The following is a 22,099-nucleotide window of genomic DNA, read 5'->3' on the forward strand; positions in this document are numbered from 1 at the left end:
GACTAGTCGCCGGAGGGCACCCGCAGCGTCACCGGCCCCAGGAGCCCCGACGACAACTGGGAGTCGAACGCCCAGGCCGTCGGTGTGGCCTCCGCGAGATACGGCGCCAGCGTCCCCCGGACCGTCACCTCCACCCGGACGGTACGCCCGGCGGCACCGCGCAACGGGAAGCGGTACGGCGCGCAGAACGCCTCACCGGCCGCCTCGCCGTCGACCGACACCTCCACACTGCCCCGCACCCGCCCGAGGTCCAGTACCGGTTCGGGCCCCGGCGGTACCTGAAGCGCACGCGCGTACGTCACGCCGCCGCTCCAACTGCCCAGCCCCAGCTCACGCCAGTCGCCGAGCGGCAGCGGCGCCGGTACGGTCCGCACGCGCACCGGCCCGCGCCAGGCGGAGCCGCCTCGCAGCACCGCCGTCGGCTCGGTGACCACCTCGACCGGCGTGGGCGCCGACAGTGGCTGGCGGAGTGTCAGTCGAGGTTCGTCCAGGGGCGATTCCGGTCCGTCCCCGATCCGCACGCTCGCGGGAAGCGCCAGCGGCAGATCGAGCGACACCGTGCCCGCCGGGACGGTGAACCGGAAGCGCTGCGGGGTCGCGTGGACGTCGTCCGTGGACCGCGACGGCCACACGGTGCCGGCGAGGACCGGCCGGCCGGTGAGCCACCCGGTGTCCGGCAGCGGGTGCGGCCGCACCGCGGCGTGGCAGTGCCGCAGCTCGCCCCGCCTGCGGTCGTCCTCGACGGTCCGCCCCCGCCACCCGCCCGTGTCGGCCTCCCAGCCGGCGCCGCTGACAAGGGCTGTCACCCCGTCCCCGGACCGCACCACCAGGTCGACGAAGACCGCGTCCCGGGCGTCGGCACTGTCGGACACGACCTCCAGGGTGTGCTCGCCCGCCCCGAGCGCCGGTTCGTGGCGGAAGAACTGCGGTACGGCGCCCCAGTCCGCCGCGTAGTACTCCACCTGTTCTTGCCGAGCCACCACCGCCCCGTCGAGCAGCACGGTGACCGCCGAGGCGGCACCCACCACGAGCACCGCCCGTGCCCCCTCGCCCGGGCCCCGCAGCCGCGCGCGGTACGTCACCCCGCCGTCCGGTCGCACCCCGTCCGGCGGGCGCATGAACCGCGGACGCGGCCCGAGCCCGCCCGGCGCGGACAGACAGAAGAAGCTGCCCAGCGGGGTGCAGTCCTCGGCCGAGATCGCCGTGGGACGGCTCTCGGCGCCTGACAGCTCGTACTCGAGCACGTTGCGGGCGCGGGCCACCGTGATCCGGGTGGACGCCACATACCCTTCGGCGTCCGGGTCCAGCCGCTCGCCGTTCCACCACACCCGCTTGCCGGCCTCTGCGCCGACATGCAGTTCGGCCGGCCCCCGGTGGTCCGTCTCCACGATCGCCCGGACCCGGGCGGCCGTCGCGCCGACCGGTACGGGCACACGGACGAACTCCTCGTTCACCAGCCCCTTGATGCCCAGCAGCCCGCCCGGGTCCGGGATGCCCCGGCTCGACGAGTACACGGCGACGTCCCAGCCCGCGTCCGGCGGTACGAGGGGCAGCTCGCCCGCCAGGACGCGTTCGGCGCGGTCGGCGTCCAGCGGCTCGGGCACCTCGCCGAGGGGCACCGGGGGCAGGACCCGGACCCGGTTGCCGTACGTGGCCCGGGTCCGTTCCCACACCGTGCCCTCGGTCCACTCCATGGTCCAGATCTGCGGCTCGTCCACGGACGTACCCGGGGGCAGTGCCAGATCGCCCCAGGTGTTGTCCAGGGTGGGGACCAGGCGGCCGTGCCAGCCGGCCGAGAGGTCGAGCACCCGGTCGGGCGCGGCATGTTCCGGCGCCTTCGGTGTCAGGCGGCCTTCACGCCAGACGACCAGGGCCGCGGGGGCGCCGTCCAGCGGCACCTCGATGGTCGAGACGGCGCCGTCGGCGGAGTGGGAGACGGTGACCCGCGCGGGGCAGCGTGAGCCGGTCGCCGGGTTCCAGACCTCGGCCTCGGCGACCTCGGCCCGCACGGTGACCGACGACATGCCGACGGCAAGGCCTGCCGGTGCGGCATCGGGACGCAGCGGATGCGCGCCGATCTCCGGAAAGGCCGCCGTGACCAGCGCCACCGCCTCGTTCCCCTGCCGCCTGACGAGCAGCGGCACCTCACCGGTGGCGTACCCGGCCGCATCGGCCACCGCCGCCGCACCGGCCTTCGGGTCGGGCACCCGTTCCAGCCGTGGATGGGCCAGCAGGGCCGCCACCACCGCGTCGTCTCCGGACCGGCCCGCTGCGGTCCCGGGCGGCCGTCCCACGACCACGACCCGCCCTCCCGCGTCGAGCAGTTCGGCCAGCCGCCGCGCCGTCTCCTCCTCCAGCACGCTCGCCGAGGGCAGCAGCACCGCGCGGTACGCCAGGTCCCTGATGCGCAGGGCGCCGTCGGTGGCCTTGGCGCGCTGCACCGAGTCGTCGTCCACGACGTCGAAGGAGATCCCGTGCCGGTCCAGGCTGCCGATGTGCGGGGCGAGCCAGTTGTTGGTGCCGCACAGGTCCAGGTAGTGGCGCTGAGTCTCGTCGGCGTCGGCATGACCGTCGCCCAGCCGGCCGTCACCGAAGTGCTGGACCTGCGCGTCCAGCGGGATCAGCGCCTGCATGGTCGCGGTCGGGTGCAGGACCGCCACGTCGGCCGCGTAGCCGCCCCAGGACATGATCGAGCAGATCCGGGCCACGGCCCGGGAGAACGCCGGGTACTGCTTCCAGTAGGGCTGGCGCCAGTCGGTGGACGGCGGCGCCCACTCGAACCAGCCGCCCGCCGTGCCGAAGTAACTGGCGTGCGGGTTGTACAGGTTGGCGCCGCTGCGCAGGAACGGCAGCAGCCAGTGGTAGGTGTCCTCCAGCGTGCCGCCCCAGCCGGAGGAGTGGAAGGCCTCGATCCACACCCGCTCATGGCCGTAGAGGTGGGCCATGGAGGAGTGCACCTTGGCGTCACCGTGATGGTCGCTGCCGGCGGCGCTGTACCAGCGGTGGGTCCGGAAGTAGTCGGTGTAGATCTGCGTCGACTGCGCCGGGTAGCCCGCGCGGGCGGGGTGGCTCTGGTCGCTGCCGAGCAGCAGGCCGCGCTCGCGGTGCCAGTCGGAGAGCGGCCGGAACAGGGCCTCTTCGGTGAGTTCCGCGCGGACCGCGTAGTAGTCGGCGCGGATCTCTCCGTCCGGCACGGTGGCGTTCGTCCCGAACAGCGCCGGCAGGTGGTCGAGCAGGTCGTAGCCGCGCCGGGTGCGGAACTCGTCGGCGAAGCGGTGGCTCCACGCGTTCGTGCCCGGCAGTTCGTCCTGGAAGCTGCCCGCGATGACGGTGCCCAGGTAGTCGGGCACACGACGGTCGTACTCGTGGTGGACGGTGTCCATCAACAGGCCCACGGCGTGCGGGTCGAGGTAGTCGAACGCCGTGGGGACGGTGGTGACGAGCCGTACCTCGGTTCCGTCGGCGGCGGCGATACCTGTAGTGCCGCCCGGGCCGTCCGTGGCCAGATCGAGGCGGCGGCCCTGCCGTGTGTAGGCGGCCAGCGGGGTCTCGGCATCGCCGACGGCGACCGTGCCCTGGGTGACCGTGAGGTCGTGGCAGCGCAGGGAGAGGCCGGCCGCCTCGGGGTGACGCTGTGTCACACCGCCCTGCACATTGGCGCCGGAGAACCCGATCTGGTCGTAGAACCACAGGCGCGTGCCCAGTTCGGCGGCGATCTCGCAGGCGTCGGTGAAGCGCGCCCACCACTCCTCGCCGAACCACGCCGGATCGTCGGCCCGGGCAGCGAACGTCGGACCGGCCGGGGCCAGGTTGATCACGACGAGGTTGTGGACACCGCCCTGCGCGAACGCCCGTAGCTGCCATGCCAGGCGCTCCCGGGTGACCTTCGTGCCGGACCACCACCACAGGGGAGTGGGGCCGAAGTCGCGGGGCGGGTCGTCGAACAGGCGCCGGAGCGCGGGGGAGATCACGGACGCGGTCCTTCCCCTGAAACGTTTTTAGGCCACTTTCACCGTAGGGGACCTGGCACGGTGACGCCATACCGCGCACCGTGGCGGCGCGGCCGACGTCCTGTCACGCATTCGCGCGCGACATCTTGTTGCAACGTTTTTCTCGCCCTATATTCGCTGCGACCAGGCCCTCGGAACCGCGATGTCACCAGACGACGGAGTCGCATCATGGCCGGTACCCGCCCCATCCCGAAACAGCTCTGGAAGGCCGCCGCCCTGTCGGGCATGGCCTCCTATCTCGATGCCGGGCTGATCGTCAGCATCTCCGTCAACCTGGCCATCTACCGCGACAGTTACGACATGGGCGTGTGGATGGCCGGTGCGATCAGCGCGATCGTCACCGGCTGCATCGCCGTCGGGTCCCTGGTCGGCGGACGGCTCGCCGACCTCTTCGGGCGCCGCCGCGTCTACAACTGGGACATCTTCTGCTTCGCCCTCGGCGCGATCGTCATCACGCTGGCGCCGGACGACATCACGCTGCTGATCGGAGTTCTGGTCGCGGGGCTCGCGGCCGGCGCCGATCTGCCGACGTCCCTGGCCGTGGTCTCGGACGCCGCGCCCTCCTGGGCCCGGGGCAGGCTCGTCGCCTTCACCCAGGTCATGTGGATGCTGGGCATCGCCGTCGCCATCTTCCTCGGCTTCGTCCTGTCCACCACCGGCATGACCGGGGCCCGGCTCATCACAGGGCAACTGGCCGTCGCCGCCCTCGTCACCTGGGCCTTCCGCTCCCGTCTGAAGCTGTCCGACGAGCCGTCGGAGACCGAAGCGGAGGCCGCCCCGCGGGGTGTCTCCCTGAAGAACGTCTGGACGCGCGCCGCTCTGCTCCCGATGGCCGCGACCTTCGTCTTCTATGTCACCTGGGGCCTCGGGGCCAACACCTTCGGCCAGTTCGGCACCTATCTGCTCGTCACCGTCAGCGACGCCTCACAGAGCCTGGCCACCGGGATCAACCTGGCCTTCATCCCGATCGGAGTGCTGCTGACCATCGCCTTCGTCCGGGTCGCCGACACCCCGTGGCGCGACCGGCTGTTCCGCGTGGCCGCTGTGGTGCAGATCCTCGCCTTCGTCATCGCGTCCCTGACCGCGGGCGCGCTCGTCGGCATGCTCGTCTTCTTCGTCCTCTACCAGTTCTCCCACCCCTTCGCCGGAGAGGCGAACTACAAGGTGTGGTCGCAGCTCACGCTGCCGGCGGACACCCGGGGCACCACCCAGGGCCTGACCTACGCCGTGTCGCGGGGGGTCTTCGCGGTCGCCGCGTTCTTCACCCCCGCCCTCGCCGACTACAGCCCGACCGTCCTGCTCTGGACGATCACCGCCTGTATGACGGTGGCGGCGTTCGCGGGCGTGTTCATCATCCGCGTCCTGGTGCCGCGTTCCTCCGGTGCGGTGCGCGACAGAGCGGACCTGCGCGTCCCCAGCACCTGAGCCGCAGCAGACCTGACAAGGAGCCCCGACCATGGCAACGACCGCCGACCGTACGGCCGTAGGGACCGCCGCCGCCCTGCACGACCTGCTTCCGCCGGTCGCCCGGCGCCGCACCCGGATCGGGCTGGTCGCCGGCGGACTGGGCACCTACTGGCCGCAGTTCCCCGGGCTCCTCCCGCAGCTCAAGGAGTCGGCCGGCTATGTCGCCGAGCGCTTCCGAGGGATGGACGCGGAGGTGACCGACGCCGGATTCGTCTCCGACGCGCAGGAGGGCGCGCGGGCCGCCGAGCTGTTGCGCCGGGCCGACTGCGATCTGATCGTGCTGTTCCTGACGACGTATCTGACCTCCTCGATGGTGCTGCCGATCGCCCGGCGTTCGCACACCCCCGTCCTGGTTATCGACCTTCAGCCGACCGAGCGGATGAACCACGCCACCTTCGACACCGGTGACTGGCTGGCCTACTGCGCCCAGTGCTCCGTCCCCGAGGTCGGCAACGTCTTCCGGCGCGCCGGCATCCCCTTCCGGTCGGTCTCGGGATGGCTGCGCCAGGAATCCGCGTGGCGGCGCATCGAGCAGTGGATCCGGGCCGCGCACATCCGCGCCGCGCTCCGGCACGCCCGGCACGGCCTCATGGGGCACGTCTACCCCGGCATGCTCGACGTCCAGACCGATCCGACGCTGCTGGCGACCACGTTCGGCTCGCATGTGGAGGTGCTGGAGTTCGACGACCTGCGGCACCGGGTGGAGCGCGTGACCGACGCGGAGTCCCGGGAGCGCATGGCGCTCGCCCGGCAGGTCTTCACCCTCGATGACAGCGTGGTGGACGAGGACTTCGCCTGGGGCGCGACCGTGTCGGTCGCACTGGACCGCCTCGTCGAGGACTTCGGGCTCGACACCCTCGCCTACTACCACCGCGGCCTCGACGGCGAACTGCACGAGCGGCTCGGCGCCGGCATGATCCTGGGCGCCTCCCTGCTCACCGCCCGGGGCGTCCCCGCGGCCGGCGAGTACGAGCTGCGCACCAGCGTCGCCCAGCTCGCCTCCCAGCGCATCGGCGCCGGTGGCTCCTTCACCGAGATCCAGGCCCTCGACTTCGAGGACGGTGTCGTGGAGATGGGCCACGACGGGCCCGCCCACCTCGCCGTCAGCGCCCGCGACCCGCTGCTGCGCGGACTCGGCGTCTACCACGGCAAACGCGGCTGGGGCGTGAGCGTCGAGTTCGACGTCCGGCACGGTCCCGTCACCCTGCTCGGCCTCGGCCAGGACGCCGATGGCAGCCTGTCCTTCATCACCTCCGAGGGCGCCGTCGTCCCCGGACCGCTGCTGGAGATCGGCAACACCACCAGCCGCGTCGACTTCGGCCGTGACCCGGGCGAATGGGTGGACGCGTGGAGCGCCACGGGCGTCGGCCACCACTGGTCCCTCGCCCTCGGCCACCACGCGGCCGACTTCCGGGCGGCGGCGAGCCTGCTGGGCATCGAGCACCGGGGCGTATGACGGGCGGATGGGTGTCGTCCCCGCCCGGAGATGGGTGCGGGCACCGATGGTGACGCCATCGTTGCGCGTGTGAGGCTGGCAGCGTCGCCGAGGCTTTCGTGCCGGTTGTCATGGCCGCGGCCTCGGTCTGCGCCGAGAGGCGGACGACGCTGCCCGTTCAGAGCCCCTTCGAAGGAGGAGCCCCTATCCATCCCCGCAAGGTGAAACGATCCGCCTACCGCGCTCCCACGAAGGCGGTGACCCGTGGGACACGCTGACAGCCTCCTCGCCATGGGCGGTGCCTTCCTGGCCGCCGCGTTCCTCGCCCGCCTCGGCGGCAGGATCGGACTCCCGACGATCCCGCTGTTCATGCTCGCGGGCATCCTGCTCGGCCCGCACACCCCGGGCCTGGTCATCGTCGAGGACGCACACGACTTCGAGATGCTCTCCGCGCTCGGACTGGTGCTGCTGCTGTTCTACCTGGGCCTTGAGTTCCACCTCGACGACCTCAAGAGCGGCGGCCGGCGTCTGCTGACCGCGGGCGGGATCTATCTGCTGCTCAACGTCGGCGCGGGTCTGGCCTTCGGGTTCGCCCTGGGCTGGGGCGTCCGGGAGGCGCTGGTGCTCGCCGGTGTCCTCGGCATCTCCTCGTCCGCCATCGTCACCAAGATCCTCATCGACCTGGGCCGCATCGGCCGCCCGGAGACCCGTCTCATCCTGGGCGTCATCGTCGTCGAGGACATCTTCCTCGCGCTGTACCTCGCCGCGCTCCAGCCGGTCATCAGCGGCGCCCAGGGCGTCGGAGACATGGTCCTCCAGGGCGGCAAGGCCTTCGGCTTCCTGCTGGTCCTGGCCGCCGCGGCCCGCTACGGCACGAAGCTCGCCGGGCGCCTGATCGCGACCCGTGACAGCGAACTGCTCGTCATCACCTTCCTCGGCGCGGCCGTTCTCGTGGCGGGGGTCGCCGAGGTCCTCGGAGTCGCCGACGCCATCGGCGCGTTCATGGTCGGCCTGATCCTGGCCGGCACCTCCTCCGGCCCGCGCATCCGGGAACTGGTGCATCCGCTGCGCGACGCCTTCGCGGCGATCTTCTTCTTCGCCTTCGGCCTCTCCATCGACCCCGGCGACATCCTGTCCGTCGTCGGCCCGGTCGCCGCGGCGGCCGCGCTGACCGTCGTCATGAACATCGTCGCCGGGCTCCTCGTCGCCCGCGTGTACGGCTACGGCGCCGAGCCCGCCGCCGAGATCGCCACCACCCTCGTCGCCCGCGGGGAGTTCGCGCTGATCCTGGCCGCCATGGCCGCCAGCGCCGGACTCGACAACCGCCTCGCCCCGTTCATCGCCGGATACGTCCTCGTCCTCGCGGTCCTCGGCCCCATCGCCGCCGGCCGCTCCTCCGTGCTGGCCCGTGCGCTCCGGTCCGCCCAGGACCTGATGCCGGGCCGCGGGGGACCGTCGTACGACGACGCCGGCTCAGGCGCGGCGGACGGCACCAGGACCCGACCCGAGGCCGACAGCGCGCTGTCCGAGCCTCGGCCTGCCGAGACGGCCGAGCGCTAGGCGGGGTCCGCACGGTCCCGCCTGCCCCATGACGCCTGGCACGCGCTGCCGCCCGACCGGTCGAACGAAGGGACTGCCCGGCCCCGGCTTGGCTACAGCCGGCCCAGGCGCTCTACGGCTCGATCAGCCCCACACGGATGGCATAGCGCGTCAGCTCCAGACGGTCCTTCAGGCCGAGCTTCTGGAGCAGGTTGGCGCGGTGGCGCTCCACCGTCTTCGGGCTGATGACCAGCAGCTCGGCGATCTGCTGCGAGGTGTGGCCCTCGGCGACGAGCTTGAGGATCTCCTCCTCACGGTCCGTGATGGCCCGGGAGGGCGGTGCGCCGCCCTCCCGGACGCGGTCGAGGTAGTCGCGGACGAGCGCGTCGACGGCCCCCGGATACAGGAAGGGCTCGCCCCGCATGGTGGCCCGGCACGCCTCGACCAGATCGCGGTCCGCCACGGACTTGAGCACATAGCCCGAGGCACCGGCACCGAGCGCCTCGAAGAAGAATTGCTCGTTGTCGTACATGGTCAGGATGAGGATCCGCGTCTCAGGGCAGCTCCGGGACAGCTCCCGGGCGGCCTGCAGCCCCGTCAGGCGGGGCATGGCGATGTCGAGTACGGCGAGATCGGGCTGGTGCTCGCGGGCCCGGGCGACGGCCTCGGCACCGTCGTCCGCCTCGGCGACCACGGTGAGATCGGGCTCGGCGTCCAGGATCAGCCGGACACCCCGCCGCACCAGGGCGTGGTCGTCGGCGAGCAGGATGCGCGTGGGGGAGTCGGTCATGATCGGCCGTTCCGGTCGGGGTCGCGTACGGGCACGGGGACGGTCAGGCGCACCTCGGTGCCCTTGTCCGGGCCGGGGCCCAGGCTGAGGTCGGCGCCGACGAGCAGGGCACGTTCCCGCATGCCGCGGATCCCGGCCCCCTCCGGCGCGTCGCCGGTGCCCCGTCCGTCGTCACGGACGCACAGCAGCACGCCCGTGGCGGTCCGCCGCAGCGCGATCTCGGCGCGCCGGGCCTCCGCGTGCCGGGCCACATTGGTGAGCCCCTCCTGCGCCACCCGGTAGAGGACGAGTTCCGCCTCCGGGCCCAGCGGCGGCAGATCCGCGTCCAGACGGTGCCGTACGGACAGACAGGGCCCGCCGAAGTCGGTGGCGAGGGACTTCAGCGCACTCGCCAGACCGAGTTCGTCCAGCACACCGGGGCGCAGCCGGCGGGCGATACGACGGATCTCGTCCAGACCGGCCCGGGTGGTCTCCTGCACCTGGCGCAGCTCCTCCAGCAGATCGGGCGGGGCATGACCGGCCACCCGCTTCAGTTCGAGCAGCACGGCCGTGAGGGTCTGACCGACCTCGTCGTGCAGCTCCTGTGCGATACGGCGCCGCTCGGCCTCCTGGGCGGACAGGACCCGGGCGCTGCTCGTGGCCCGCTCGTCCTCCAGCCGGTCGAGCATGGTGTTGAAGGTCGTGATCAGCTCGGCGACCTCCGCCTGGCCGCCGACCGCCGGACGCCGTCCCGGCCGCAGCAGGTCGGTCGTCGTCATGGCACGCGTCAGGCGCTGGAGCGGGGCGAGTCCGACCCGCAGCAGCAGGGCGTTGGCGACGAGCATCGCGGCCAGTCCCACCGTCAGCACCGCGGCCTCGGTGAGCAGCACCGGCGTGGAGACGGTCACGGGCCCCAGCAGCAGCGCGGTCGCCGTGATCAGCACGAGGGCGTTCAGCAGGAAGATCCGCCAGAACAAGGGCACCGCGTACCGCCTCCACCGACCTGTCAGCCTCCGTCATCCCTCCAGCGTGTGCGCTGCCCGGCCCCGCCGCCATCCGTGACACCACCCATCCTCGAGGCGAACACCGGCCTTCCGACACGGCGTTCGTACAGGGCGGCCACCGGGAAGGATGAGGGTGGGGCCCGATGGCGGAGGCCGCTGGAGGGGGGAGAAGCTGAAGCCCTGGTGAGACCGGCCGCGCGGCGCGTCGGCGGGCCGTCTCCCTCCGCACCGTCACGTGGCCCGACACCCCCAGGATTCGCCATGGCCTCGGCCGTGCCCTGCCTCGAAGCGCTGTCGGGTTCCGGGAAGGAGAAGCCGTGCCCCAGTCCGGAGACGAACGTCTCGTCGACCTCGAAGCGCGACTCGAGCGGGAAGACCCCAGATTCGCCCGGGCCCTGCGATCCGGCCGACCGGCCCCGCCCCGGGAGTACCGGCGTACCGGAGCCTGGTGGGCGCTGGCACTCGGTGTGGCCGTCCTGGGCTGTGGCATCGCCCTGGCCCAGGGGCTGCTCATCGCGGCCGGGCTGGTCGTGGTCGGCATGTCGGCCCAGCTGGTCGACCCGGACCCGAGCCGCCTGGGACGTCAGGGCCCGAGAAGGCGGTGACGCCACGCTGAGGGGCATGGCCGCCGCGCCCACGGGTGGGACGGCGGCCGCGCGGGCTACGCCCCGGTCCACTTCCGCAGCAGCGCCTCCCGCTCCTCGCGCGAGGGAGTGCCCTCGGCCGCGTGCTCACGGCCCCACGCGAGGAGATCGCCGATCTCGGCACCGCCGTCGGCGAGCCGCCGGAGGAGGGTGGTGGACAGGTCGTACTCGGAGGGCAGATAGATCCCGCCGGTGACGGCCGCGAGCACATCGACCAGGACACTCTCCTCGGCCGTCGCCACCTCCACCTCGAAGGCGGGCGGCAGCTGGCCGTCCCCCGTGACCATGACGGACGCGGCGTCGAAGGCCATGGACGCCAGCCTGCGCACCCCGGAGCGTACGGCCACGTGGCGCGTCTCGATCCGGACCACCTCGTCCCAGGTCCAGAACCTGCCCCGACCGGCCCCGGGCGCCTCGACACCGTCCTCGGACAGCCGTACACCGGAGGCCGCTCCCGTGGGCTCGGCCCCCACGTACACCGCGTCCTCGCCGATCCAGAACAGGCCGACCATGGCCATGAGCGCCTCCCGTGACGGTCCGGGGAGAGCGTTCCTCGCCCCGTTTCGCCGGAGGAGACGGGCCTGAGGGGCGAGAGGTTGCGATCTTCGCGGTGACCGCCCCGATGCCGCCGGAAGAGTGCGGCCGTAACCCATGTGATCGTCCTGGATGGTGGGGCCGCCCGGCATGACTGACGGTGGTTCACGTCGAGGCCGGGTCTCCTGAGCTGGCGAGGCGTCAGCTGCCCGGCCCGCGACGGAAGGACTACCGATGCGCTCTGCCCGCATTCTTCTCGCGACGGCAACCGCCACGGCGGCCCTCGTGATCGCCGCACCCACCGCCTGTGCCGAGGCCATGGGCGACCGCGACCACGACACCACTTCCTACAGCAAGGAGCACCACAAGGACGGCAAGCACCACGAGCCGCGCGGCGGGGTACACACGGGTGGCGGAGCGCTGGCCGCCGTGAACGCCGACGACGACTGGGACAACCCCAAGCACGACCCGGACACCTACAAGGACGGCGAGCGCGGCGAGGACCCCTGGGGCGACAAGCACGACGACCCCTACGGCGACAAGCGCGACAAGGACTGGGACAAGCGCGACGAGCACGGCAAGGACTGGGGCGACAAGCACGACGAGAACGGCAAGCACGACGAGCACGGCAGGCACGACGAGCACGGCAAGCACGACAAGCCGCGCGGCGGCGTCCACACCGGTGGCGGCGCGCTCGCCTCGCCGGGTGTCACCGCGGGCGGCCTCGCCGTGCTGGCGGTGGCCGGCACCGGGCTGTACGCGCTGCGACGCCAGCGGGCCTCGCGGGGCACGGCATGACCGATGCCTGACCACATAGCCGCCGTGGCCGCCGCACGTGCCCCTCACGTCGCGGCGGCCCGGCTCGTCGTCCACGCGTGTCGTGCCCGCTGCCCCGCCCGATGCGCTGCCGTGCCCGAATGAGGTGGTCCCCGATGGCAGCCAGCACTCCCACCCCTGCCGATTCAGGCTCCGAGCCGCAGAAGTCGAGGCGGCGATTCCGCACCGCCGTGACGGCCTTCTGGGCCGTGGCCGCCCTGGTCCTGACCCTGTGCCTGGTCGGCGGCGGCGACGAGTCGTCCGACACCTCTGGCCCGCCGCACGCCCCACCGGCCGTCTCGGCGGCCGCCCCGTCCACGTCCGCCGGACCCCACCGGGCCGGCTCGTCCAAGGCCCGACCACATCTGCCCCGGTCCAGGCCGGTCCGCCTCCTCATCCCCAAGATCGCGGTCGACGCGCCCTTCACCGCCCTCGCCATCGACCGTTCGGGTCAGCTCGCGCCCCCGCCGCCCGACGAGACCAACCTCGTCGGCTGGTACGCCAAGGGCCACTCACCCGGGGAGACCGGCACCGCGATCATCGCCGGCCACGTGGACACCGCGACGTCCCTGGCCGTGTTCGCCCGGCTCAGCGAACTGCGCAAGGGGGACCGGTTCCATGTGACGCGAGCCGACGGCCGCCGGGCCACCTTCGTGGTCGACGGAGCACAGTCCTTCGAGAAGGACGAGTTCCCCGACGAGCGCGTCTACGGCGACACACCTGATGCCCAGGTCCGGCTCATCACCTGCTCCGGCACCTACGACCGCAAGGCCCGCGACTACACCGAGAACCTGGTGGTGTTCGCCCACCTCGTCTGACTTCCGGGACCACGGCCTGACTTGGTGTTTTACAGTTGCTGCCACGATTTCAGGCGACTGTGGGACCTGCGAGGTAGACGCGAGACATGACGACCGAAACGTTTGAGTTCCAGGTAGAGGCCCGTCAGCTGCTCCAGCTGATGATCCACTCGGTCTACTCGAACAAGGATGTCTTCCTGAGGGAGCTCGTCTCCAACGCCTCCGACGCGCTCGACAAGCTGCGTCTGGAGAAGCTGCGGGACGACTCGCTCGACGCCGACGTGTCGGATCTGCACATCCGGATCGACGTCGACAAGGACGCCCGCACCCTCACGGTGCGGGACAACGGCATCGGGATGTCGTACGACGAGGTCGGGAAGCTCATCGGCACCATCGCCAACTCGGGCACGGCCACCTTCCTCCAGGAACTGAAGGAGGCCAAGGACGCGGCCGGGGCCGAGGGGCTCATCGGCCAGTTCGGCGTCGGCTTCTACTCCGGCTTCATGGCGGCGGACGAGGTGACGCTGGTGAGCCGCCGGGCCGGCGAGAGCCAGGGCACCCGCTGGACGTCGCGCGGTGAGGCCACGTACACGCTGGAGAAGGTCGACGACGCGCCGCAGGGCACGTCCGTCATCCTCCACCTCAAGCCCGCCGACCCCGAGAACCAGCTCCATGACTACACCTCCCCGTGGCAGATCAAGGACATCGTCAAGCGGTACTCGGACTTCATCACCTGGCCGATCCGGATGGTCCCGGAGCAGGCCGACGGCGAGGACACGCCCGAGCCCGAGACGCTGAACTCCATGAAGGCCCTGTGGGCGCGCTCGCGCGACGAGGTGTCCGACGACGAGTACCACGAGCTGTACAAGCACATCAGCCACGACTGGCGCGAGCCGCTGGAGACGATCCGCCTCCAGGCGGAGGGCACCTTCGAGTACCAGGCCCTGCTCTTCGTCCCCGCGCACGCCCCGCACGACCTGTTCACGCGGGACTTCAAGCGCGGCATCCAGCTCTATGTGAAGCGCGTCTTCATCATGGACGACTGCGAGGAGCTGCTGCCGCCGTACCTGCGCTTCGTCAAGGGCGTCGTCGACGCGGCGGACCTCTCGCTCAACGTCTCCCGCGAGATCCTCCAGCAGGACCGGCACATCCGGATGATGCGGCGCCGGCTGACCAAGAAGGTCCTCTCCACGGTCAAGGACTTCATGACCAAGGACGCCGACCGCTACGCCACGTTCTGGCGCGAGTTCGGCACCGTCCTCAAGGAGGGCCTGGTCACCGACTCCGAGAACCGCGACGCCGTCCTCGCCGTCTCCTCGTTCGCGACCACGCACACCGACGACGAGCCGACCACGCTGGCCGGGTACGTGGAGCGGATGAAGGACGGCCAGGACGACATCTACTACCTCACCGGCGAGTCCCGGCAGAGCATCGAGAACTCCCCGCACATGGAGGCGTTCCGCGCCAAGGGCATCGAGGTCCTGCTGCTCACCGACGCCGTCGACGAGGTGTGGGTGGACGCCGTCGGCGAGTACGAGGGCAAGCGGCTGCGGTCCGTCGCCAAGGGCGAGATCGACCTGGACGCCCAGGGGGACGAGAAGGCCGACGAGGACCGGGAGAAGCAGGCCGAGGACTTCGCCGGGCTGCTCGGCTGGATGCGGGAGCAGCTGGGCGAGGACATCAAGGAGGTGCGCCTGTCGGCGCGGCTCACCGTCTCTCCCGCCTGTGTCGTCTCGGACGCGCACGATCTGACCCCGGCTCTGGAGAACATGTACCGGGCGATGGGCCAGGAGGTGCCGCGCGCCCAGCGGATCCTCGAGCTCAACCCCGGCCACCAGCTCGTGAAGGGCCTGAACCAGGCGTACAAGGAGCGCGAGGACCGCTCGGGTCTCGTCGAGTCCGCCGAGCTGCTGCACACGCTGGCGGTGCTCGCCGAGGGCGGCCAGCCCAAGGACCCGGCCCGTTTCGTCAAGCTGGTGGCGGACCGCCTGGAGCGCACGCTGTAGCCCCGGGACGGGTCACGGGACGGATCAGGGGTGGTCCGGGGTGCCCGCCGCTCGCGCCCCGGGCGGAGTCGTGCCGGTGCCGCCCGGCGGGACGATCTCGCCCTGGACCACCCGCGGCGCGGTGCCCGTCCCGGCCTCCTCGTCCTTCGCGGCGCGTGCCTCGGCCTTGAGGATGCGCGCCGACTTGCCGGCCGAGCGGGCGAGTTCGGGGAGCTTCTTCGCTCCGATCACAGCTATGACGACGATGAGGAGGATCGCGAACTCGCTCAGTCCGAACATGGTGTCCTGTCCTTTCCCGCCCGGGCCGGGCACGGCGCGAGCGTATCGGGCGGGGAGGACGGCGTCATCGCCGCCTCGGGTCGCAGGGCCTGCTGCCCGCGCAGGTGGGGCAGCACGCCGAGGTCGAGCAGCGCCTGCTGCCAGGCCAGCCGGGCGTGCTCCACGCGGCCGGCCGTCGGTGCGCCGCGTCGGCCCAGGGCCGTGCGCAGCAGCGCGGCCAGGGCGAGGAGGCCGGTGAGGGCCGCGACGAGTGCCAGGGTCCAGCCGGCCGCGAGGAGCGATCCGGGCAACGGCCCCGGGGCGGCGGCCACTTGGAGCAGTCCGCCGAGCAGGAGCAGCACCCCGGCGGACGTGGCCGCCACGAGCGGGGTGAGCACCGCGAGGGCCGGCAGCAGGCTGCCGGTGTCGCGTGAGCCCCGCGCCTCGTGCCGGGCCGCGTTCCGTACGGCGAGATAGGCGCGGTACGGCTCACCGGCGGCCGCCGCGATGTCGTCGGCGTGGGCCAGTGCGTGGGCGCGCAGGCGCGCGGCCGTCCGGCCGGTCGGGTCGGCGTCGAGAGCGCCGCGGATGTCCGCGGTGTTCAGGGCCAGGTGCAGTACCGCTTCGAAATCCGCGCGGTCCTCGGGGCGGAGGCGGGGCGATTCGGCCACAGGGTCTCCCGGTCGGTTGCTGATGCGGCCACCGGGCCCCGCCCTACGCTGGCGGGGCCCGGCGGAACGGGTAGGTCCCTGTCAGACACTGACGCCGAAGTCGGAGGCGATACCGGCCAGCCCGGAGGCGTATCCCTGGCCCACGGCGCGGAACTTCCACTCCTCGCCGTTCCGGTAGAGCTCGCCGAAGACCATCGCCGTCTCGGTGGAGGCGTCCTCGGACAGGTCGTAGCGGGCGATCTCCTGGCCGCCGGCCTGGTTGACGACCCGGATGAACGCGTTGCGGACCTGTCCGAAGCTCTGGCCGCGGTTCTCGGCGTCGTGGATGGACACCGGGAACACGATCCTGTCGATCTCGGCGGGCACGGCGGCGAGGTTCACCTTCACGGTCTCGTCGTCGCCCTCGCCCTCGCCGGTGAGGTTGTCGCCGGTGTGCTCGACCGAGCCGTCCGGGCTCTTCAGGTTGTTGTAGAAGACGAAGTGCTGGTCGGAGGGGACCTTGCCGGAGGCCTCCAGGAGCAGGGCGGAGGCGTCCAGGTCGTAGTCCGTGCCGGTGGTCGTACGGACGTCCCAGCCCAGGCCGACCAGGACGGCGGTGAGGCCCGGCGCCTCCTTGCTGAGCGAGACGTTGCCGCCCTTGGACAGGGAAACTCCCACGGGTACTCCTTCGTGACGTGTGCGTTCTGGTTCTCGACGGGTGCGTTCTGGTTCTCGACGGGTGCGTTCCGCGCCCGGGAAGAACCCGGAACTAAAATCTACAACACTGTAGAAGGTGCGGGGGCCGGTCCCGCGGATCTATACGATGTCGGCACGGGCAACGCAGGGCGGTGGAAGGGAGGCAGGGCGGTGACGGATCCCCGACAGCGACCCCGGCGGGGGCAGGGCGAGCTGGAGGCGCTGGTGCTGGAGGCGCTGCGGGCGGCGGACGGTCCGGCGACGGCCGGCTGGGTGCAGGAACGCCTCGGCGGTGACCTCGCGTACACGACGGTGATCACGATCCTGACCCGGCTGCTGGGCAAGGGCGCGGTCACCCGGGAGCGGGTCGGCCGGTCCTTCGTCTGGACCCCTGCCTCGGACCAGGCGGGCCTGGCCGCGCGGAAGATGCGCAAGGTGCTGGACGCCGAGAGCGACCGCGAGGCCGTGCTGGCCAGCTTCCTCACCGGCCTCGGCCCGGACGACGAACGGCTGCTGCGTGACCTGCTGGATCAGGCACATGGCGAAGGGGAAGACTGAAGCCTCATGGGGGTCTTCGTCTTTATGCCACTGGTCCTGCCGCTCACGGCATGGCCGGTCGCCCGCCTCGCCGAACAACATCTGCACCCGCGCACCGCGACCCGGCTGCTGACCGTGATGGCCGCGGTGCTCGCGCTGTGCAGCACCGTGTGCCTGGGCCTGGTCATGGTGGTCGGCACCGCCCAGCTCCCCGGCAACCCGCTGCCCGACGGCTGGTCGGACCCCGAGGTCCGGGCGGCGGTGCCGTACGACGAGATCGTCGGCAAGGCCGCGATTCCCGCGCTGTGCGCGGTACTCGTCGCCTGCGGCCGCACCCTGTGGCGGCACGCCCGCGTACGCAGCCGGGCCCACCGCGCACTGGCCGGACTGCCGGACACGGAGGTGGCCGTCCTGCCGGACGCCGTGCCGTACGCGTACGCGCTGCCAGGCGCGACGCGGGTCGGCGCCGGGCGTCGGGCCGGTGGTGTCCTGCGCGGCGGCCTTCGCCGTCACCGCGGTGATGCTCCGGGTGCAGGCGTCGGCAGTCGCCGGGGCGCCGGTGCCGCTCGTGGTGATGCCAGTCGTCCTGCCCGTGGCCCGCGTGCGGGGCGTGTCGTGGTGACCACCGGCATGCTGGACCGGCTGCGGTCGGCCGAGCGCCGGGCCCTGTTCGCCCATGAGCGGGCCCACCTCGCCGCCCGGCACGACCGGTTCCTGCTCACCGTGCAGCTCGCCGCCCGGGCCAACCCGTTCCTGCGGCCCCTGCGCACGGCCGTGGCCTATACGGCCGAGCGCTGGGCCGACGAGGAAGCGGCCCGGGCGATCGGCAGCCGCCGCACCGTGGCCCGGGCCATCGGGACGGCCGCCCTCGTCTCCCGGGGCACCCCGGCCCCCACACTCGCAGGACTCGCCGCCCCCGGCCCGGTCCCACGCCGGGTGGCGGCCCTCCTCGGCCCCGCACCCGCCGTCCGCACCTGGCCCTCGGTCTTCACCTCGGTCGGCCTCGCGGCCTGGGGCGCGGCCGCGGGAACGGCGGTGTCGGCGATGTCGTCCGCGAACTCCGCCGTCACGATGGTGCTCATCCTGCACGCGGCGACGCCTTTGTGAGACCCACGGGGGGATCGCCCAGGTGGGTCCCCTCGGGGGGCCTCGACTGTGCGGTCCGAGGCCTGAGGGTCGGGCTTCTGTCTGCCCGCCGGACGCGTGCCCGGGAGTCGGCAGCCCGGGGCATCGCGTCCTGCACGGGCACCGGGCTGGTCCGACCAGCCCGACCAGCCCGACCAGCCCGGCCTCAGCCCTCCTCTTCCTCCTCGCCCTCGAAGAAGTCCCCGACCTCGTCGACGACTTCGCTGGCGACCATGCCGCCGGCGACGCCGACGGCGAGTCCGGCCGCGCCCGCGGCGACGGCCGTTCCCACGCCGGGGCCTGAGCGGTGGCCGTCGTGATGATCCCCGTGACCGTGACCGTGGCCGGCGGGGGCGAACGCGGTGGGGGAGCCGAAGCCCACCGGGGAGCCGTACGACGCCCGGTGCTCGACGAGTTGCTGGATCCAGCCGTCGACGATCGTGGGCCAGTCTTGCTGCTCGACGCCCTCGTGGGAGACGTTGACGCGGGTGAGCGCGTCGTGGCCGGAGGACAGGAAGCCGCCGCGCTTGTCCGCCTCCAGGACGACCTCCATGCCGCCCGGATTCGCCAGGAACGTCAGCTCGATCTCGTTGACCTGCTGGGCGTACCGGGGCGACGGGACGAGCTCGATCTCCTGGTAGAACGGCAGCTGCTGGCCGGTGCCGCCGATGCGCCCGTACTCGAGGTCGGCCGACTTGAAACCGAACCCGAGCCCGCCGAGGGCTTCGAGCACGGCCTCCTGCACCGGCAGCGGCGCGACGACCAGTTGGTCCAGATCGCCCTTGTCCTTCGCCCCCGCCACCGACAGCTCGGTGCGCACGCCGAGGACGACGCCCAGGCTCTGCCCGTGCAGTTGGGTGGCCGGCGTCTCCCACGGCAGGGTCACGCTGAACGGCACACCGCGCTGCTCGCCCTCGGCGAGCCGGAAGCCGCCGCCGACGGTGAAACGGTCGAAGGCGACGACACCCTCGCTCTCACCGCCCTCGTGCTCGGCCTCGACCCGGGCCACCAGCTCCAGGGTGATGTGCTCGATATCGAAGTCGGCTTTGCCGCCCACGAGTTGAACCTGCCCGGTGAGCGTGCCACCGGGCAGGACGGGAGACGGGTCGAGGACCGTGTCGACGGTCGGGCCGCCCACACCGAGCGCGCCGAGCAGTCGTTTGAACACCATGGTGGCGTCCACTCCTTCGCATGCGTGTACTGATTCTCTACAAGCATGTAGAAGTATAGGGCTCCTCCGCAACCGCCTCCCGTCACCACACCGCTCAGCCCACGACCCGGCCCAGCTCGATGCGGTCGATGTTCGGCGCCCAGGCACTCGCGTTGCCGAACGTCACCTTGTTGGCACCCTTCTTCAGATCGACCGGGACGCCGACCGTCCAGTAGTCGTCGAAGCTCCAGGTGTTCTTGAAGGTGACCTTCACCGGCGCCGCGGAACCGACCGTGATGTCCGCCGTACGGGACATGATGTCCGTGTTGTAGGCGTGGCCGTTGTCCCTGCGGTCGTTGTGCGCGTAGTGGACGACCAGCACATGGCGGCCGGACCGAGGCGCGTTCACCGTGAACTCGGCTGTGCTGGAGGCGCTGTTGCCCAGCCGGCCGACGTACGAGCCGGCGGACGCGTGCGGGGAGTCGACCAGCTTGGCGCCGCCTGCGAGCACCGCCGAGGGACCCTCGTAGGAGAGCGTGCCGGAGGCCGAACCGTCGCCGGAGACGTCCAGGGAGCGCACGGCGGCGTGGCCCGACGTCATCCCGATGCGGTTGTTGCCCGCGACCAGGTAGAGCCGCAGCGGCCGGCCGGGCGCGGCCGTGACCGTCTCCCCGTGCAGCGCGAGCTTCACCGCCGCCGAGGCCCGCGGCGTCACCGTGTAGTAACCGTCACGCGGGGCGTAGACGTCGAACACCGCCTTGTCGCCCGAGCGCAGCACCAGCGCGCCCGTGCCCACACCGGCCGAGGACGAGTAGTCGTACGACGGCCTGCCGCTGATGTCCGCCAGAGTCGCCTCGTACGACGCGGAGGCCGCGCCCGTCCGCGTGGTCAGGTCGATCCGGTCGAGGGTGACCTCGGCGTCGCCCTTGGACAGGGCCAACTGGTGCGTGCCCGCCTTGAGCTGGACACTGACCTCCTTCTTGGCGCGGTACGTCCAGTTCTCGGTGGAGGAGTAGCCGACCGTCACCGGGTCGCCCCCGTCGACGATCAGCTTCTGCGTGGCGGGGCCGCCGGACTGGTTGCCGTACAGGATCGCCAGGTCGTACGTGCCGTCCTTCGGCACCGACACCGTGAAGGCGACCTTGCTGCCGGGCTGGTTGAGCGAACCGACGTCCTTGGTGCCGGAGGCCGCGTAGCCGTTGGCGTTCTGCACGGTGCCCTGCGTGTACACCTTGCCGTCGGTGATGGCCGCGTCCTCGGCCTCGTACGACGCCGACCACGGGACGGAGGCGGCGGACGGGGTGCCCGAACCGCCGGGGGTGAGGACGACCCGGTACGCCGACATCTTGTGCAGTCCGCGCAGCGGGACGGTCACCGAACCGTCGTCCGCCACCTTCACCTTGGTGCGCGCCAGGACCCGCGGCGCCGCGTGCTGCCCCTCATAACCTGACCAGGCCGCCTCGGCGACCGTCGCGGTGACCGTACGGCCGAACACCGACCGCGGGACGTCGCGCACGACCACGTCCGAGTCCGCGGCGGAGCCGCCGAGCAGCACCTGCGCCTGGCGGCGGGAGGTGTCGAGGGATGCGAGGCCCTGGAGCGTGTCGATCGAGTTGGGCTGCGGCGGCGTCACCTTCACGGTGTTCCCGGTCATGCCCGCGTACCAGCGGAACAGCCACCAGCCGCCGTTGGGGATGTTGGAGCGCACCACATGGCCGCTGAGATTGCCGGCGGCGTCCCAGTACGCCATGTTGGCGTACACCTTGTTGCGCTCGAACATGGAGACCCACTGCACGAGTTGTCCGGGCACGGACAGGTCGCGGCGGTTGGCGTACTCGTCGATGTTGATCTTCAGCGGGGCGATGCCCGCCTCGCGCTCCAGGGAGCGGTAGTCGTCGTAGTGCGCCTGGAAGTCGCGGAGCGATCCCGAGCCGAGCTCGTGCCAGGTCATCACCTGGGGCAGCACGTTCTCCCGCTTGGCGAAGGCGAGGAAGTCCTTCAACAGGCGTGTGTGGTAAGCCGCTTCATTGGGTCCGGCGATCCGTGCGTCCGGGTCGATCGCACGGATCCGCTGGTACACCGTCTTCCAGTCCTTGAAGAACCGGTCACGGTTCTTCTCGTACTGGGCCTGGTCCTGGACGTCGAGCTTGTACCAGATCTGGTCGGGCTCGTTGAACGGGATGTAGACGAAACGGTCGCTGTTCGGGTCGGCCGAGACCTCCTTGACGATCTTGTCGACCTTGGGGAGGTAGTCGTCGATGCCGAGGTCCTCGTACGGCCACTTGGCGTAGATGTCCTGCATCATCACGTTGACTTCGCCGCCGCCGTTGCGGAAGAACGACTTGGAGACGGTGAGCGCGTCGCCGTTGGGGTGCTGGGCGCCGCCCTCCGGCTTCTGCGACACGCTGGTGATCTTCAGGGGCGCCATCGCGGCATCGCTGGGCACCCCGTCGTCGCTGAGCCCGTACAGCGAGCCGTTGGCGCCCAGCATCACCGGGCCCTCGGAGGTCTTGAGGTCGACGGTGAGGCGTTGGGGATCGGCAGCGGCGGCAGGGCCTGCCGCGGGGAGGGTGCCTGCCATGGCGGTTGCTCCAAGTAGTGCTGTGATCAGTGCGGTTCTGGTGCGGGATCTGGTGCGGGCGGGGGTGCTCACGCTGCTGGA

The 22,099-nt window shown here is 71.7% G+C and carries 18 protein-coding genes; 9 read left to right on the forward strand and 9 right to left on the reverse strand.

The window, feature by feature from the left end; genetic code table 11:
* Positions 1 to 2: 2 nt before the first annotated feature.
* Positions 3 to 3,971, reverse strand: coding sequence for a glycosyl hydrolase (locus NNW99_RS35605; protein ID WP_215123287.1), 3,969 nt, complete (start codon positions 3,969 to 3,971; stop codon positions 3 to 5).
* Between the two features lie 207 nt (positions 3,972 to 4,178).
* Here NNW99_RS35605 and NNW99_RS35610 point away from each other — a divergent pair, with 207 nt between their 5' ends.
* The 3 genes from NNW99_RS35610 to NNW99_RS35620 all read left to right on the forward strand — a co-directional run bounded on the left by NNW99_RS35610 (position 4,179) and on the right by NNW99_RS35620 (position 8,472).
* Entirely contained in the window at positions 4,179 to 5,435 is a 1,257-nt protein-coding gene (locus NNW99_RS35610; RefSeq protein WP_215123288.1) for an MFS transporter, read from the forward strand.
* 31 nt (positions 5,436 to 5,466) lie between these two features.
* The gene (locus tag NNW99_RS35615) at positions 5,467 to 6,933 is read left to right on the forward strand and encodes an L-fucose/L-arabinose isomerase family protein (RefSeq protein WP_215123289.1); all 1,467 of its coding nucleotides are present in this window, start codon (positions 5,467 to 5,469) and stop codon (positions 6,931 to 6,933) included.
* A gap of 243 nt (positions 6,934 to 7,176) precedes the next feature.
* On the forward strand, positions 7,177 to 8,472 hold the full coding sequence (locus NNW99_RS35620; protein WP_215123290.1) for a cation:proton antiporter: 1,296 nt from the start codon (positions 7,177 to 7,179) through the stop codon (positions 8,470 to 8,472).
* A gap of 112 nt (positions 8,473 to 8,584) precedes the next feature.
* Here NNW99_RS35620 and NNW99_RS35625 read toward each other — a convergent pair whose 3' ends face one another.
* Together NNW99_RS35625 and NNW99_RS35630 are read right to left on the reverse strand one after the other, a co-directional pair.
* Complete coding sequence (locus tag NNW99_RS35625; protein WP_215123291.1) at positions 8,585 to 9,241, reverse strand: response regulator transcription factor; 657 nt, start codon at positions 9,239 to 9,241, stop codon at positions 8,585 to 8,587.
* On the reverse strand, positions 9,238 to 10,203 hold the full coding sequence (locus NNW99_RS35630; RefSeq protein ID WP_215123292.1) for a HAMP domain-containing sensor histidine kinase: 966 nt from the start codon (positions 10,201 to 10,203) through the stop codon (positions 9,238 to 9,240). Before NNW99_RS35630 ends, NNW99_RS35625 begins: the two co-directional genes overlap by 4 nt.
* A 338-nt stretch (positions 10,204 to 10,541) precedes the next feature.
* Here NNW99_RS35630 and NNW99_RS35635 point away from each other — a divergent pair, with 338 nt between their 5' ends.
* Complete coding sequence (locus tag NNW99_RS35635; protein WP_215123293.1) at positions 10,542 to 10,829, forward strand: DUF3040 domain-containing protein; 288 nt, start codon at positions 10,542 to 10,544, stop codon at positions 10,827 to 10,829.
* A gap of 56 nt (positions 10,830 to 10,885) precedes the next feature.
* On the opposite strand, the gene NNW99_RS35640 is transcribed toward NNW99_RS35635, so the two are convergent.
* Complete coding sequence (locus NNW99_RS35640; protein WP_215123294.1) at positions 10,886 to 11,386, reverse strand: hypothetical protein; 501 nt, start codon at positions 11,384 to 11,386, stop codon at positions 10,886 to 10,888.
* A gap of 250 nt (positions 11,387 to 11,636) precedes the next feature.
* On the opposite strand from NNW99_RS35640, the gene NNW99_RS35645 reads away from it, so the two are divergent.
* The 3 genes from NNW99_RS35645 (at position 11,637) to htpG (ending at position 15,021) form a co-directional block, all read left to right on the forward strand.
* On the forward strand, positions 11,637 to 12,200 hold the full coding sequence (locus NNW99_RS35645; protein ID WP_215123295.1) for a hypothetical protein: 564 nt from the start codon (positions 11,637 to 11,639) through the stop codon (positions 12,198 to 12,200).
* Between the two features lie 134 nt (positions 12,201 to 12,334).
* Complete coding sequence (locus NNW99_RS35650) at positions 12,335 to 13,036, forward strand: class F sortase (RefSeq protein ID WP_215123296.1); 702 nt, start codon at positions 12,335 to 12,337, stop codon at positions 13,034 to 13,036.
* An 86-nt stretch (positions 13,037 to 13,122) separates the two neighbouring features.
* Positions 13,123 to 15,021, forward strand: a complete 1,899-nt coding sequence (gene htpG / locus NNW99_RS35655) for a molecular chaperone HtpG (RefSeq protein ID WP_215123297.1) — start codon at positions 13,123 to 13,125, stop codon at positions 15,019 to 15,021.
* 24 nt (positions 15,022 to 15,045) lie between these two features.
* On the opposite strand, the gene NNW99_RS35660 is transcribed toward htpG, so the two are convergent.
* The 3 genes from NNW99_RS35660 to NNW99_RS35670 all read right to left on the reverse strand — a co-directional run bounded on the left by NNW99_RS35660 (position 15,046) and on the right by NNW99_RS35670 (position 16,607).
* On the reverse strand, positions 15,046 to 15,300 hold the full coding sequence (locus tag NNW99_RS35660; protein ID WP_215123298.1) for a twin-arginine translocase TatA/TatE family subunit: 255 nt from the start codon (positions 15,298 to 15,300) through the stop codon (positions 15,046 to 15,048).
* The gene (locus NNW99_RS35665) at positions 15,288 to 15,950 is read right to left on the reverse strand and encodes a hypothetical protein (protein WP_215123299.1); all 663 of its coding nucleotides are present in this window, start codon (positions 15,948 to 15,950) and stop codon (positions 15,288 to 15,290) included. Before NNW99_RS35665 ends, NNW99_RS35660 begins: the two co-directional genes overlap by 13 nt.
* Positions 15,951 to 16,031: 81 nt before the next feature.
* Positions 16,032 to 16,607, reverse strand: a complete 576-nt coding sequence (locus NNW99_RS35670; protein ID WP_215123300.1) for a TerD family protein — start codon at positions 16,605 to 16,607, stop codon at positions 16,032 to 16,034.
* A 189-nt stretch (positions 16,608 to 16,796) separates the two neighbouring features.
* Here NNW99_RS35670 and NNW99_RS35675 point away from each other — a divergent pair, with 189 nt between their 5' ends.
* Positions 16,797 to 17,183 (forward strand): BlaI/MecI/CopY family transcriptional regulator, encoded by a 387-nt coding sequence (locus NNW99_RS35675; protein ID WP_215123301.1) that lies wholly within the window; start codon positions 16,797 to 16,799, stop codon positions 17,181 to 17,183.
* Between the two features lie 6 nt (positions 17,184 to 17,189).
* Positions 17,190 to 18,269, forward strand: a complete 1,080-nt coding sequence (locus NNW99_RS35680) for a M56 family metallopeptidase (RefSeq protein WP_215123302.1) — start codon at positions 17,190 to 17,192, stop codon at positions 18,267 to 18,269.
* 184 nt (positions 18,270 to 18,453) lie between these two features.
* Here the strand turns inward: NNW99_RS35680 and NNW99_RS35685 are convergent, their stop codons facing one another.
* Together NNW99_RS35685 and NNW99_RS35690 are read right to left on the reverse strand one after the other, a co-directional pair.
* The gene (locus NNW99_RS35685; protein WP_215123303.1) at positions 18,454 to 19,458 is read right to left on the reverse strand and encodes a sporulation protein; all 1,005 of its coding nucleotides are present in this window, start codon (positions 19,456 to 19,458) and stop codon (positions 18,454 to 18,456) included.
* A 94-nt stretch (positions 19,459 to 19,552) separates the two neighbouring features.
* A complete protein-coding gene (locus tag NNW99_RS35690) occupies positions 19,553 to 22,018 on the reverse strand; it encodes a CBM35 domain-containing protein (RefSeq protein ID WP_215123304.1) in 2,466 nt (821 codons plus the stop codon).
* Positions 22,019 to 22,099 lie beyond the last annotated feature (81 nt).

Origin of the sequence: Streptomyces sp. CRCS-T-1 (genome assembly GCF_024442335.1) — a bacterium.
Classification (GTDB): domain Bacteria; phylum Actinomycetota; class Actinomycetes; order Streptomycetales; family Streptomycetaceae; genus Streptomyces; species Streptomyces koelreuteriae.

Excerpts from the sequence above, each read along its gene's own strand:
- NNW99_RS35610 (WP_215123288.1), top strand. The coding sequence starts at position 4,179 with ATGGCCGGTACCCGCCCCATCCCGAAACAGCTCTGGAAGGCCGCCGCC.
- NNW99_RS35615 (WP_215123289.1), top strand. The coding sequence starts at position 5,467 with ATGGCAACGACCGCCGACCGTACGGCCGTAGGGACCGCCGCCGCCCTG.
- NNW99_RS35625 (WP_215123291.1), bottom strand. The coding sequence starts at position 9,241 with ATGACCGACTCCCCCACGCGCATCCTGCTCGCCGACGACCACGCCCTG.
- NNW99_RS35640 (WP_215123294.1), bottom strand. The coding sequence starts at position 11,386 with ATGGCCATGGTCGGCCTGTTCTGGATCGGCGAGGACGCGGTGTACGTG.
- NNW99_RS35645 (WP_215123295.1), top strand. The coding sequence starts at position 11,637 with ATGCGCTCTGCCCGCATTCTTCTCGCGACGGCAACCGCCACGGCGGCC.
- NNW99_RS35650 (WP_215123296.1), top strand. The coding sequence starts at position 12,335 with ATGGCAGCCAGCACTCCCACCCCTGCCGATTCAGGCTCCGAGCCGCAG.
- htpG (WP_215123297.1), top strand. The coding sequence starts at position 13,123 with ATGACGACCGAAACGTTTGAGTTCCAGGTAGAGGCCCGTCAGCTGCTC.
- NNW99_RS35660 (WP_215123298.1), bottom strand. The coding sequence starts at position 15,300 with ATGTTCGGACTGAGCGAGTTCGCGATCCTCCTCATCGTCGTCATAGCT.
- NNW99_RS35680 (WP_215123302.1), top strand. The coding sequence starts at position 17,190 with ATGGGGGTCTTCGTCTTTATGCCACTGGTCCTGCCGCTCACGGCATGG.
- NNW99_RS35685 (WP_215123303.1), bottom strand. The coding sequence starts at position 19,458 with ATGGTGTTCAAACGACTGCTCGGCGCGCTCGGTGTGGGCGGCCCGACC.
- NNW99_RS35690 (WP_215123304.1), bottom strand. The coding sequence starts at position 22,018 with ATGGCAGGCACCCTCCCCGCGGCAGGCCCTGCCGCCGCTGCCGATCCC.